This is a genomic window from Acinetobacter sp. V116_7 (assembly GCF_056735735.1).
Map to the genome: position 1 here is coordinate 61532 of NZ_JBWZIF010000023.1, position 13235 is coordinate 74766.

Consider the following 13235-nt stretch of genomic DNA (forward strand, 5'->3'; position numbering starts at 1 on the left):
TTTAGAAATTACTTTTTCTGTAGAATCACCATATGAAGATGCCATGATTTTATATAACCACTCAACAAAGGAAGATTTTCATTTATTTCTTTATGAAACAATAAATTAAAATCATATAAGAATAGATTAGCTATATCTTGATAAGTAAATCCTATAAATTTTGCAGGTTCTCTAGCAACCCATTCATCTTGAGTCCCCAATAAATCAGCTACCAGAATTCCGCCTTCAGGAAGCGCATTTATAATTCGTTTAATTACACTATAAAAATAGCTTGGCTCACAAAAGAATAGACTTGATGAGGCAATAATTAAGCTTGCAGACGGGAAATTAAAGTCTTCAAAAGATTCATGATAGAAACTAAATTTAGAGTCATCTTTGAATCGCTCAGTACAGACTTTTTGCGCATCAATTGAAATATCAAAAGCATGAACATTAAATCCCTTTGAGAGTAGATAAGCAGATTCATTGCCAGCGCCACAGCCACAATCGATAGCAACTAAAGGTAAATTAGGAAAATGTCCTAAAGCCTTTTCTAAAATAGGTCTATGTTTAAGTTCTCTTGATAATTGAATAAATTTTTCATTCATAAATCCGATCTTTTAATTTTTATAATTTTCACACTATATTTTATAAAAATTCTAATCTCAATAATTTCTTATTTCAGAAGCTACTCTCTCACACCATCATCACTAGTATGGTTATGGCAGCAAATAAAGTATAAATCTAATTATTACTGCCATAAGTTGAATACGCCAATAGGCTTATCAAAGATAATTAAAACACCCCATGCCCCAATAACATCTCTATCCCACTCACTTTTTTCATATGTTTTAAACGCTCCTTTTCCCACTTCACCTGCTGCTTTAACTCAGCACAGTCAGCATCTATAGCTTTATAAACATCACTAATGTGTACATGCTCTGCTTTTACATTCTTTGCCAACTGAAAAGAATCCAAAATTTCAGCAATTTGACTTTCAAGCTGCTGGCTTTGTGCATCCAAAGCCAGTTTATAAAACCGCAACTGCTCAGCAGATAACTCTTTAGCGCCTAGCCCTTTATTCTGTTCAAGCTGTAACTGGAGTTTGAGTAAATAAAACAAATCTTGCTTTTCGTAGGCCTGACTTACCAGTTGGAACAACTCGGTTTTTTCCTGTTTCTTTATTTCATCTTGCTCACGGTCTGGGTGAATCATCGCAGTAATTTTTAAATAAACTGTTTTTAACGACTGCGTTGCCATTTGCTCGGCTTGTTCACGTTTCTGTTGCTGTCTTTGCTGTTTGGCTTGTTCTCGCGCTTGTTGTTGCTCAGCAGCATATTGTTCAAAGTCTTCTTCAAACTCTGAACCTTGATCAACGCTTTCTTCATATTCAGATTTTATTGAATGAGCTTTTTTATTCTTTTTTACCGACTCCCCCGCATGTTGCTGATAAAAGGTATCGATCTGCCTCACTAACTCCAACTGTTCAGCAGATAGCATTTTGGAGCGCTTCAACATTTGTGCAAGCTGGGCAATTTTTTCATCGAGTTGTTGTATATCTGCTTTAGAAAACTCATGGCTATGCAGCATATTCCAAAGTTGCTCTAACTGTTGGAATAACACTTCATGCAAATCGCCATACACAGGCATCAGTTTTTGCCGAATGTGCTGTTGAATCTCAGCTTGTGCATTTTGCCATGTGCTCAGGCTAACTTTTTGCTGTTCTATTTTATCAATCAGGCGATTCAGTTTTTTCTGCTGTGCAGACGGTTCAGACCTTTGCTGCAAGCCCACTTTGAGATCAAAGGACATACTCATCCACCTGAAAAAGAAAAAGTGTAGCAATAATCAGATGAGGAAGGTAGCCAGCATTCTTTAAGTGTTAAGAGACCTAAAATTTATATCTTAAGAAATCCACCAAATCACTAGTGGCAAAGTCACGGCGGCACATAGAGTTTGAAAGCTAATCACGGCTGCCATAAGCTGACTATCGCCACCCAAAACTTTGGTTAAAATGTATGAAGCTGAAGCAGTCGGTAGCGCAAAGAAAATAACTAGAATTTGAGTTTGTAAGCTTGGTAAACCAAACCACGTACAGACCGCGTAAGCCAAGGCAGGTACTGCTAAAAGTCGCGCAAACGTGTCTGCTGCCAATACCACAATGTCCTTTTTAATTTGCATAAACTGCAAAGCTGCCCCCACACATAACAATCCTAGTGGCAAACTCGACACTGAAAAAAGCTTAATAAACTGAGTAAAGCCTTCCCAAATTGGGATATGAAGTGCATTGATTGCTGCCCCGACCACACACGATGCAATTAAAGGATTTTTAAGGAGTGCAATCAAAACAGGTTTAATTGCCATGTGTTCTTTAGAGGTTAGAGCAAGCACCGAAATAACGTTCACAAGTGGAATGCAAAGCGCCAATAAAATTGCCAGAATTGCCATTCCTTCACTTTTAAAAAGCGAAGTCACTAAAGCCAAACCAATATAGGTATTAAAGCGAACCATACTTTGTACGTGCACACCAAAGCGTGCAGGTGGTATGTGCCAAAACATTCGGAGTATGTATAAAAAGGCGGTCACAGCTAAAACCACAATCAACATCGCAATAATGGCTGTGCTCAAACTTTCTAAGTCAATTTTTGCGGTTGATAGCGTACTAAAAAGCAAAGCAGGAAATAAAATATAGTAATTGAGCTTCTCTGCTCCAGCCCAAAACTCATCGCTAAAAAAACGATATTTTTTAAATAAGTATCCAGATGCAATTAATGCAACTAAGGGAAAAAGAGATAAAACAATGCTATTCATTTCTTTACTCGAGTTTTGTGGAGGTTTGCTGTTTGGCAATGACCTTGGCTTACTCATATATTAAAGATAATGAAAACTCATGATAAAATGAGTTTTTACTCATAACAAATACAACATGACCTTTACCCAGCTTGAAATTTTCGCACTCATTGCTGAACTAAAAAGCTTTACTGCTACAGCAGAAAAGCTGGGAATTTCACAGTCGGCAGTTTCCCATGCACTTAAATCATTAGAACAACAATGGGGCATTAATCTGATTTCAAGAACTCAAAGCGATATTGAGCTCACCACCACAGGTCAGCAGTTATTGACTCATGTAAAAGAGCTATTGAGTATTGCCAATACCTTAGAAAAAGAAGTGGCTGCCATCCATGGTTTAAACGAAGGCACATTACGTATTGGTTCTTTTGGAGCTTCATCATCCATTTATCTATTGCCTGAAATTTTAGAAACCTTTCGGCAACGCTACCCTAAAATCGAAATTTATATTGATGAAGGTGAAGATAAAGAAGTTGCTCAGTGGTTATTAGAACGGCGCATAGAGGTTGGTTTTTTGATTATGCCAGATGAGCGATTCGATACATTCCCTTTAATTGAAGACCGTTTTGTTGCGTTAATTCCTAGTCACTACCCGCTCGCACAACAACTCTATATTGATCCAGTACAACTAGAAAACTGTCCTTTCATCATGACAATGGCTGGTAGTAGATATCAGGTCGAATTAATTTTAAAAAACTTTAATGTGAAACCAGACATTAAATTTTATGTTTCACAAATTTTGAGTATCGTCAGCATGGTTCATAATCAATTAGGGGTGTCCATTGTGTCTGATATGGTCATCACCAAAGAGTTACTCTCACTTTATCCAAACGTGGTTAAACGCCCTTTTAAACCGAACCTTAAACGTTCGATTGGTCTCGCAGTCAAAAATAAAAAGCACATGAGTCCCGCTGTGAAAGCATTTATTGAAGTTGCCCAATCGGTTTGGTCAAATCATTAAATGATTACGAATAATTTTTAGGAATTTGATAACGAACTTTTTCAGGTCAATTTATAAGCGCATTAGATGACTTGTAACGTAAAAAGCGCCATAACTGCTCTATCTTAACCAAATCAACGCACCATTTATCGCCAAAAACTACTTTTTCAATTCAAATTGGTGCACTTATTGCATATTCACTTTTATGCAATTGAGTTTGTTTCGACAAACTTAGGTTTTTAGATTCCTTAAATCTATTTTGGTGCAATTTACAGACCCAGATTTGTTCCAAAATGGAATTTAGCACTTTTTTCGAGCATGCTATGCAAAATGTAGATCTATTTTTCTTATTACTTGGTGCTGTTTTGGTTCTTGCCATGCACGCAGGTTTTGCATTCTTGGAACTTGGTACGGTTCGCCATAAAAATCAGGTGAACGCACTTAGTAAAATTCTGACTGACTTTGCCCTCTCTGCAATCGCTTACTTCTTTGTTGGTTACTACATTTCCTATGGTCAGCACTTCTTCCATGATGGTACAAGCCTCGCAAGTGATCATGGCTACAACTTAATGCGTTGCTTCTTTTTACTGACTTTTGCTGCGGCTATTCCTGCCATTATTTCGGGTGGTATTGCTGAACGTGCAAAAATGCGTTCACAAGCAATTGCAACACTCGCTTTAGTTGCACTGGTTTATCCATTTTTTGAAGGTATGGTCTGGAATGGCAACTACGGTCTGCAAAAATGGTTAGAAGCAACTTTTGGTGCAGCTTTTCATGACTTTGCAGGTTCAGTCGTAGTGCATGCTATGGGTGGTTGGATTGCACTTGCTGCCGTGATTTTATTGGGTGCCCGTTCTGGTCGTTATAAGAAAGATGGCCGTGTAAGTGCTCACCCACCATCTTCTATTCCATTTTTAGCGCTCGGTTCATGGATTTTAATTGTAGGCTGGTTTGGCTTTAACGTGATGAGCGCGCAACGTGTTGATGCAATTTCAGGTCTGGTTGCCATTAACTCACTCATGGCTATGGTCGGTGGAACCATTACAGCAAATGCGATTGGGAAAAATGACCCTGGTTTCTTACATAACGGACCACTTGCAGGCTTAGTTGCAATCTGTGCGGGTTCTGACATTGTTCATCCGGTCAGTGCGCTGGTTATTGGTGGTGCAGCTGGTGCAATGTTCGTGTATCTATTCACCTACACCCAAAACAAGCTCAAAGTGGATGATGTGTTAGGTGTGTGGCCTTTACACGGCGTATGCGGCGCATTTGGTGGTATTGCAGTAGGTCTATTCGGCCAAAAATGGCTTGGTGGTTTAGGCGGTGTATCTTTTGCTTCACAGCTCATCGGGACAGTACTTGCAATTGCTATTGCGCTCGCTGGTGGCTTTATTGTTTATGGCCTACTCAAAGCAACTATTGGTATTCGTTTATCCCAAGAAGATGAGTTTAGAGGGGCAGATTTATCTATTCATAAAATTTCTGCAAATTCTGAAGAAGGCATGTTTTAAGTCTGTGTGGCACGGCAGAGTCTTTTCTTCTGTAATAGCAAATAATATCAGTCAATTACGTTACTTTTGTTTCGGCAAAAGTAACCAAAACCATTTCCATTCACAAAACCTGTTCCCTATTGATTACTATCCAAATAATTTGCAAAAACTTTAAACTTCTTATGCTCAACAGGTTGTGAATGGATACATCCATTCATCATTTTGGTCACGAAATTAAATTTAGTTTAAGAACAATTTAAGTTTTATTTTATGTAATGCCTTCAACTCACACTCAAATTGATGTTGCATGGCAATGAACCAACAAAAACAATTTTTTCAACTTCAACTTATTTTTCTTGCCCTTAGTTTTTTTATGCTTTTATTTATATTTCCAGTGGGTGGGAAAATTGATATGTATTTCATCCAGCCTTGGATGGATTCAACGGGTCATTTCTTTAATCGGGACAATTGGTACCTTGTCAGAGTTAACCATGAAATCGTAAAACAGATCATTACCACTGTTTATGTGATCTTTTTATTTCTGTGGATTGTGTCATTTAAAGTAGAAAAATTGAAGCTTTCCCGCTGGCAATATGGCTATATGTTTTTTGTGAGCATGATTGGTAGTGGTGTAGTTGGCCTATTAAAATCACAATCTGCTCACGCTTGCCCTTGGAACATGGTTCATCCGACTGCTTTAAGTTATGTGTGGGACTTTACCGCTACCCATGGTCATTGCTTTCCAGGGGGTCACGCAAGTGCAGGCTTTATTTTAATGACAGGCTTTTTTGTTTATCGCCTTGAGCAACCTAAACGCGCCTATTTTTATCTGATCGCTGGCATTATCTTAGGCTTTCTAATGGGCTGGGGACAAATGATGCGTGGCGCCCATTTCCTTAGCCACAACTTATGGACAGGCTGGGTCGTTTGGGCAGTGAATATCTTATTTTATAAAATATGTATTCACCGCTTTGAGTTTGAAAAACGAATCAAACAAGAACTTGCTTAAATCAAGTTCTTACTTCATGAATATGTAGAGCTTTAGGCAGTTTAACTAAAACAGAAAGTCCGCCAAGCTCTAAGCTTCGATCCAGTGTCAAAGTTCCACCTAAACGCTGAGTCGCTCGGTCAACAATTGATAAACCTAAACCACTACCCACTTCAAGGTGGTGGTGTACACGATAAAAACGTTTTAAAACTTTATCGTAATGTTCAGGGTCAATCCCTGCACCGCTATCTTCAATTTGTATACACGCATCGCCATCTTTAGCAGTAAAGACTGAAATGTTAATCATTCCTTCATGAGGCGTGTATTTAATTGCATTATCAATTAAGTTAAAAATAATTGAGTGTACTGTTGGCTCAACACTATGCATTTCAATAGGTTCGTTACGGACAAACCCTAGGTCAATATCTTTTTGCATAGCTAAATTAACCAGTTGTTCAACACAATTTAAAGCGACATCATTGAGTTGAAAAGTTCTGGTCGGTTCAATCACACTTAAAGAGACATCTTGCTTAGCCAAAGCCAAAAGCTGGGTAACCAAATGCTGAATACGCGCTAATCCTTTACTCAAGTTTTGCAGCGCTTCATGCTCAGGAAACTGACTGATTAAAATCTTGGTTTGTAAATTTAGAGCTGTGACAGGAGTTCGTAATTCATGAGCAGCATCTGCAATAAATTGTTTTTGCTCATTTTGAGCTTTAGAAATACGCTCAAACAAACGGTTCATTTCATCAATAGTTGGCAATAACTCTTGAGGATAGTCCGAAACTTCAATGGGAGTTAACTCTTCCGAATCACGTTCCTTCAGCTCATTTTTAAAGTCATCTATCGGCTTTAGGCCTCGACCAATAATTGCAGCCAAAGCAAAAATCGCAAATGGCAAAATAATTAAATACGGAATAAACATACTTCCCGCAAGTTCCCAAGCAAAAGCTTCGCGAACTCGTTCTTGTTGACTGACCTGAATCTGGTAATCTTTTAAAGGCAAAACATAAGTTCGCACTACGCCTTGGCTAGTTTTATGAGAGTAAAAACCAGCTTGTGTAACAGGTGCAACCAACAGATGTAAACTGTGAGATAAATGAGCCTGATCCTTATAGGCCCAAATATCTAAAAACAAATCTTCTTCATGATAAGTTTTATGTAAATCAAACTTACTACTTACTGTTCTTAAAGGGTACTCAGCTGTTCGTTCTGCTAAATACTGCATTTGAGTATCTAAAATTTCATCAACTTCTTGAAGTGCAACCTTATAGGCACTAAAAATTAATATACAACCTAAGATGACACTGAAAATTGAGGTGCCCCAAATCAGTCGTTTCTTTAATGAATAATGCACTTTTATAAAGTTCCAAAATTGAAGTGAGGATTACCCTAAACGGTAACCCAACCCTCGAATAGTTCGAATAAAGTCTTTTCCAAGTTTAGCTCTCAAGTGATGCACATATACTTCTATCGTATTACTGGTCACTTCACTATCGAAATCATATAACTTATCTTCAAGATTTGCTTTAGAAAAGATTTTATTTGGATGACTCATTAAAGGAATAAGAATCGCCCACTCACGGTTCGACAAATCAATCCGCTGGCCTTTAAAGGTTGCAATATGTTGTTCAACATTTAAAACCAGATCGCCATTTTGTAAAAGTTGCTCATGATTCGCAAGCTGAGCCTCTACCCCAGTACGGCGCAATAGTGCATGAATACGGGCAAGTAACTCATCAAACTCGTATGGTTTAATTAAGTAATCATCTGCACCGTGGTTTAATCCATCTACACGGTTTTGTAACTGGTCTCGTGCCGAAATGATTAAAACTGGAGTGACAGCTCTTTGACGGATTTGCTTTAAAACCTGCATGCCATCCATCATCGGCAAACCTAAGTCTAATAAAATGATATCAAACTTATTTTTAGCCAATTGAGCCAGACCATCCAAGCCATTATTGACCCACTCCACCTCAAATTGATGATATTGCAGCAACGTTATTGTTGACTCAGCAATCATAAAATCATCTTCAATCATCAAGATTTTTGTCATGTTCTAGGCTCGCTTTAATTCACATGGGCACATGAGTGCAACATGTCCAGTTGAGGGTTAATGACCTGAGTTTTCACATCCAGCATACTTAACAAACTTGGGAATAAATTATCCTGACTTAACTTTTGTTTCGTTTGTTGGCCTAAACAGCTCACTTGCGCAAGATTATGCTGTTTCCAGTTATCAGAGAACCACATAATCATTGGTACATGTGTTTGTTGAGTCGGTGCGATTGCATAAGGTGAACCATGTAAATATAAACCATGTTCGCCAGTTGATTCACCATGATCAGATAAATACCATAAACCTGTTTGATATTTCGATACTTCTTTTAAATTATTAATCATCTGACTTAATACATAGTCTGTATATACGATTGAATTATCATAGCTATTTATTAATTCGGTTGGAGAACAGCCCTGTATCGCATTAGTATCGCAAGTCGGTTTAAACTTTTGATATTCCACAGGCGCTCGCTTGTAATAGGCTGGGCCATGACTTCCGACTTGATGTAAAACAATTAAACGTGGACGCGTGTCTTCTTTAGGAATAGTAGCTAAATATTCATTTAAGCTATCAATTAAAATACCATCAAGACATTCGCCATCTTTACACCATTTTTGCTGTAGCTTTTCTGGAATTTGATATTGCTCAACACGATCACATGCGCCTTTACAACCAGAATTGTTATCAATCCAAGTCACCTGATAGCCCGCACGCTTTGCAATATCAAGTAATCCTTCACGATGACTTGCTAATTGCTCATCATAGTCAACACGTGGCATGCCCGAGAACATGCATGGAACTGAAACAGCGGTTGCTGTACCACATGAACTTACTTGCGAGAAATTCAAAATATCTTGTTTAGAAAGCTCTGGATTCGTATTTTTGGCATAACCATTGAGTGAAAAACTTTCCGCACGAGCTGTCTCACCGACAACTAGCACCATAAGTTTAGGTAAACCTTTTTGTGCAGTCTGAACCTGATGAGCATCTTGACCATATTTCACAAGAGGAAGATTTTTCTTAGGCGCCTTCTTATGATAATAAGACATTAAAGAAGAAATAGTGTTTTGAGGAGAGATCATACCTTTTAAATCACGATGCTCTCTAAATATTGCTGCAAAATCAACATAATATGTAAATAACAAACCACCTACAACTGTGAAGGCAATAGCTATAGATAATACTTTCTTAACTAAAAGAGGAACTATTCTTTCTTTTTTAATCTTTACCTGAGTAATCAAAAAAATAGGTAAAACAACAAAGAAAATAGTCCAAAGTCCAAAGCGCAATGAAACTAAATCAGAAACTTCAGATACATCTGTTTGTATCATATTTTGAATCTGATCAGGCGAGATGATTACACCTAACGTATTTACAAAATAAGAGCTAAAACCACCAATAAAGACCAGCAAAATTGCAAAAAGTTTGGCCGTCCATTTCCAGTTTAAAATTTGTAAAAGCGCATAATACGCAGCAACAACAATAAGCACTGTAGCAGCTAAAAATAGAATAGCTTTTACTCCAAAATATGGAGTTAAAAGATGTACTTTATTATAAAAACCAATATTTAAAACTGCACCTAACCAAATGGCTATAATGAAATTAAACATAAACAGTGAAATCTGTTTATTTTTTAAGGTAGAAAAAAAATTCAGCATCTTGGGGGAACTACAATCTTTTTATGATGCTTTACTGTAGAAATTGAAACTTAAAAATGACTTAAATAAAAAATGATCTAATACATAAATCTTAAAAAACACTTATTTCAAAATTTTTCTAATAAAAAGACGAGGTTAAATTTAACCTCGTCTTTTTGATTTTTAACTAAATATTGTTCTTAGAAACTATATTTAGCCATTAAACCAACACGGTTATCTTTGTAAGACTTACCATCAAAGGTATCACGTTTACCATTGATATATTCCAGACCCAAATCAATTGGTTTTACTGGTGTATAAATTACGTTAAGCCATGCTTGTTGAACTTTTTCATTTGCAGAGGCATTTAATCTTGCAAAATCAGTACCATCATCAGCGAATTGAGCACCATATGCTAGAGTAGAACGTAAGTTAGGTAAAATCTTATAAGTTCCACCCACTTGTACTGCTACAAATTTATTTTGCTCAATAGAATTACCTTCTACAGCGTAAGCAGAGTTACTACCGTATAAATAAGTATTATCACCTACTACATACGATGCGTCAGCAAAGAGTTTTAAAGGATCAGATACTTTAAAGTCAGTACCAACAGCTACGCCCCAACCAGTTTTATTATCATCAGCAAGCTGTGATTTATAATTTTCTACTAGAACACGAGCTGATGCAGAACCTTTACCCTCTGCATAACCTTGAGTAATTTTAGCAGTTAATGCAGGTAGGCTATATTTGAGGTCGCCAGTAGTAGATGTTGAACTATCTGCTTTTTCTGCAGAAACAAACAATTGAGTTGTAGGACCTAGTTTGTAGTTATAACGTACTTGAGGTACACGTTTAGTACCGCCACCAATGTTGGTCGAGAAGTCGATCATTTCTGGAGCATGGCTTGCCAAGAAGTTAGATGTTGTTTGACCAAATAACCAGTTGTTATAAGTCAAGTAAGCATGACGAATACGGAATGCATCACTTGTTCCCCCAAAGTCAACTTCAATTTTACCACCAACTTTGGCATCACTTACTGGAGCAGTAAAATCTAAACCAAGGCGTGTCGTTTTAGCAGTCGCACGTAATTTATCATGTGTTTTACCATCTGACTTGCTTACAGCATTGAAGTCGTCATCCGCACCTTCAATAATATAGTTAGCGTCACCACGAACAAAACCATATAGGTTCACATCAGCGCCAGCTTTAGATTTAAATCCTGCTAACGGCGAAACTGGTGCAGCTACAGGTTGTGCTTTCACTTCAGCGAGTTGAACTTGCTGTTGTTGCTGTACTTGCTGTTGTTGTTGCTGTACTTGGCTTTGTTGTTGAATTAAAGCTTTTAAAGCCTCAACTTCTTTACGAAGCTGTTGAATTTCCGCTTTGTCGGAAGTCGCAGCATGTGCCCCACTCATCATTAAAGCTGTAACTGTAAGAGCTAAACTTTTAACAACGAAAGATTTACGATTAAGGAATAGATCCATCAAAAACTCCAAAAAATATATTTTATGTTGCCTATCCATGCCAAGTTGATTTACGCCATTAAATTAAGGGGCTAAAAAATCAACTCTCCTCCACTTTGGTTACATTAATTTTATTACCGCAACCAAAACCAATTTCAACGTTATGCAAGACCAAAACCAATAACCAAAGACATAAAAAATATACTTTGACTTATAGATTTTTACCTTAACTTCATGTTGTAACGAATCCTACACAACTCTCTTATCTTATAGAATGATTAAATCGTTATTTCATTATTCTTTTTTAGACTTTAGGCTAATATCCAATCTACTTGAACATTTTTCTACCCATTTTAATTGATTCACATGATTTTTCTTGTTAACGAAATCCATTTTTACTCCAGTTAGCTTCCATTTGCTACCCAAACAAGATGGCACAATTAATAGAGCATTTAAATAGCTAAAAACATACATTTTTAAAAACATAGACAAAGGTAGTAGATAATGACTAGATCACTCCTTAATCGATATTAAATTTCTTTATTTCATTTAGTTAACATTATTTTTCTTGTAGTTTTACATGTTTCCAGAGAGAAATAGGGAGCAAAGTAACCGTGCCAATAATGACAATAGCTATCAAATAATGGAAATAACCGAAAGCATCCCCAAACACACCACTCAAGCTATAAAGCCCCCCACTCACAGTCGCCATGACTGAAACCTGAAAGGTAAAATCTGTACCTGCATATTCATTTCGACTGTAGTGCATGACTAAGGTCAACATAACCACCAACAACATTGCCGAGAATGCATCCTCTAAAGCATTGACTGTATAGATAGCCCAGACATTGAGTTGAATTTTCTGTTCGTAAGCATAAGCTAAATAGGCATAGGCCGCTAAACTCATGATTTTAAATATTGAAAAAATAATTAAAGTGGTTGGTCTAGAGAAGTATTTCAGCACTCCACCGGCTATTGCTGCCCCTGCCAGTGCTGCTACTGCACCAAGCATGGTGATATAAACGCCAATTTGAGTAAAACTTAGCCCCATATCAACCATTAAAGGTTTTAGTAATGGTCCAGCTAAACCATCTGCTACTTTAAAAGTAATAAGTACAACTAACCAAGAACGAAGCTCTTTATTTTGAGAGAAATAACTCAAGTAGGCTTTAATCTTTATGACTAAATTTTGCTGACTGGGTTTAAGTTGATGACCTGAATAAGGTGCATGTTTAGGTTCTTTAAATAAGAAAACAGGTAAAGTATTTAAAAACACCAAAGCAGCTAATAACAAAAAAGTGGGTTGCCATGTTAACCAGTCTAAACACCACAGTACGGCACCTCCCCCGACAATAAAACCAAGTCGGGAACCAATCACCTGAAATGTATTTCCCCAATGTTGCTGGTCATGCTGTAACAAATTGACGGCCAAAGCATCGGTCGCAATATCTTGTGTTGCTCCTGTTAAATTCATTAAAAGAAGCGAAATAAAAAAGGCGAATAAATAAAGAGGTTGGTCTAAAGCCTGAATAGGGAAAAAAGACAAAATACACAGCACAGCTACCGTCAAAAACTGAGTAGGTAAAATCCAACTACGATAGTGCCCTAAACGGGAAAGTGCATGTCGATCAACCCACGGCGCCCAAAATATCTTAATTGACCAAGGCAACATTAATAGACCAAACCCACCAATATGAGCGAGTGACACACCTTGTGCCCTTAAAATAACAGGTAAAGCATGGGTCATAAAACCGACAGGTAGCCCTTGTGCCCAATATAAGGAAAATAGCAGAAGATAAAGATTTTGCTGCCGAAACATATATACC

At 37.3% G+C, this 13235-nt stretch carries 11 protein-coding genes and 2 pseudogenes; 3 read left to right on the forward strand and 10 right to left on the reverse strand.

Features of this window, described 5'->3' with window-relative positions:
* Nucleotides 1–8: 8 nt before the first annotated feature.
* The 3 genes from AC1PJP_RS09770 to AC1PJP_RS09780 form a co-directional block, all read right to left on the reverse strand.
* A complete protein-coding gene (locus AC1PJP_RS09770) occupies nucleotides 9–587 on the reverse strand; it encodes a methyltransferase domain-containing protein (protein WP_479766890.1) in 579 nt (192 codons plus the stop codon).
* Between the two features lie 187 nt (nucleotides 588–774).
* Complete coding sequence (locus tag AC1PJP_RS09775; RefSeq protein ID WP_216070633.1) at nucleotides 775–1791, reverse strand: molecular chaperone DnaJ; 1017 nt, start codon at nucleotides 1789–1791, stop codon at nucleotides 775–777.
* Between the two features lie 93 nt (nucleotides 1792–1884).
* Nucleotides 1885–2790 carry an AEC family transporter gene (locus AC1PJP_RS09780; RefSeq protein WP_216070632.1) on the reverse strand — a complete coding sequence of 302 codons (906 nt, stop codon included), beginning with the start codon at nucleotides 2788–2790 and terminating at the stop codon, nucleotides 1885–1887.
* A 115-nt stretch (nucleotides 2791–2905) separates the two neighbouring features.
* On the opposite strand from AC1PJP_RS09780, the gene AC1PJP_RS09785 reads away from it, so the two are divergent.
* Complete coding sequence (locus AC1PJP_RS09785; protein ID WP_479766891.1) at nucleotides 2906–3790, forward strand: LysR family transcriptional regulator; 885 nt, start codon at nucleotides 2906–2908, stop codon at nucleotides 3788–3790.
* A 302-nt stretch (nucleotides 3791–4092) separates the two neighbouring features.
* Nucleotides 4093–5280, forward strand: coding sequence for an ammonium transporter (locus AC1PJP_RS09790; protein ID WP_016137075.1), 1188 nt, complete (start codon nucleotides 4093–4095; stop codon nucleotides 5278–5280).
* 119 nt (nucleotides 5281–5399) lie between these two features.
* Here AC1PJP_RS09790 and AC1PJP_RS09795 read toward each other — a convergent pair.
* Nucleotides 5400–5489 (reverse strand): annotated as a pseudogene (locus tag AC1PJP_RS09795) (hypothetical protein); the annotation flags it as partial.
* A 70-nt stretch (nucleotides 5490–5559) separates the two neighbouring features.
* On the opposite strand from AC1PJP_RS09795, the pseudogene AC1PJP_RS09800 reads away from it, so the two are divergent.
* Nucleotides 5560–6268, forward strand: a pseudogene (locus AC1PJP_RS09800) (phosphatase PAP2 family protein).
* A 1-nt stretch (nucleotide 6269) separates the two neighbouring features.
* Here the strand turns inward: AC1PJP_RS09800 and AC1PJP_RS09805 are convergent.
* From AC1PJP_RS09805 to AC1PJP_RS09830, 6 genes are all read right to left on the reverse strand, one after another.
* Nucleotides 6270–7604, reverse strand: coding sequence for an ATP-binding protein (locus AC1PJP_RS09805; protein WP_199987520.1), 1335 nt, complete (start codon nucleotides 7602–7604; stop codon nucleotides 6270–6272).
* 30 nt (nucleotides 7605–7634) lie between these two features.
* A complete protein-coding gene (locus AC1PJP_RS09810; RefSeq protein WP_005309947.1) occupies nucleotides 7635–8303 on the reverse strand; it encodes a DNA-binding response regulator PmrA in 669 nt (222 codons plus the stop codon).
* A 14-nt stretch (nucleotides 8304–8317) separates the two neighbouring features.
* Entirely contained in the window at nucleotides 8318–9967 is a 1650-nt protein-coding gene (locus tag AC1PJP_RS09815; protein ID WP_199987519.1) for a phosphoethanolamine transferase, read from the reverse strand.
* 179 nt (nucleotides 9968–10146) lie between these two features.
* Nucleotides 10147–11430 (reverse strand): DcaP family trimeric outer membrane transporter, encoded by a 1284-nt coding sequence (locus tag AC1PJP_RS09820; protein ID WP_151768298.1) that lies wholly within the window; start codon nucleotides 11428–11430, stop codon nucleotides 10147–10149.
* Between the two features lie 273 nt (nucleotides 11431–11703).
* Nucleotides 11704–11895, reverse strand: coding sequence for a hypothetical protein (locus tag AC1PJP_RS09825; protein ID WP_034591627.1), 192 nt, complete (start codon nucleotides 11893–11895; stop codon nucleotides 11704–11706).
* Nucleotides 11896–11968: 73 nt separating this feature from the next.
* Entirely contained in the window at nucleotides 11969–13228 is a 1260-nt protein-coding gene (locus AC1PJP_RS09830) for an MFS transporter (RefSeq protein ID WP_437119668.1), read from the reverse strand.
* Between the last annotated feature and the right edge of the window lie 7 nt (nucleotides 13229–13235).

What these genes read in the sequence shown, in the direction of transcription:
- AC1PJP_RS09775 (WP_216070633.1), bottom strand. Translation starts at nt 1,791, where the DNA reads ATGTCCTTTGATCTCAAAGTGGGCTTGCAGCAAAGGTCTGAACCGTCT.
- AC1PJP_RS09815 (WP_199987519.1), bottom strand. Translation starts at nt 9,967, where the DNA reads ATGCTGAATTTTTTTTCTACCTTAAAAAATAAACAGATTTCACTGTTT.
- AC1PJP_RS09820 (WP_151768298.1), bottom strand. Translation starts at nt 11,430, where the DNA reads ATGGATCTATTCCTTAATCGTAAATCTTTCGTTGTTAAAAGTTTAGCT.
- AC1PJP_RS09780 (WP_216070632.1), bottom strand. Translation starts at nt 2,790, where the DNA reads ATGAATAGCATTGTTTTATCTCTTTTTCCCTTAGTTGCATTAATTGCA.
- AC1PJP_RS09825 (WP_034591627.1), bottom strand. Translation starts at nt 11,895, where the DNA reads ATGTTTTTAAAAATGTATGTTTTTAGCTATTTAAATGCTCTATTAATT.
- AC1PJP_RS09790 (WP_016137075.1), top strand. Translation starts at nt 4,093, where the DNA reads ATGCAAAATGTAGATCTATTTTTCTTATTACTTGGTGCTGTTTTGGTT.
- AC1PJP_RS09770 (WP_479766890.1), bottom strand. Translation starts at nt 587, where the DNA reads ATGAATGAAAAATTTATTCAATTATCAAGAGAACTTAAACATAGACCT.
- AC1PJP_RS09785 (WP_479766891.1), top strand. Translation starts at nt 2,906, where the DNA reads ATGACCTTTACCCAGCTTGAAATTTTCGCACTCATTGCTGAACTAAAA.
- AC1PJP_RS09830 (WP_437119668.1), bottom strand. Translation starts at nt 13,228, where the DNA reads ATGTTTCGGCAGCAAAATCTTTATCTTCTGCTATTTTCCTTATATTGG.
- AC1PJP_RS09810 (WP_005309947.1), bottom strand. Translation starts at nt 8,303, where the DNA reads ATGACAAAAATCTTGATGATTGAAGATGATTTTATGATTGCTGAGTCA.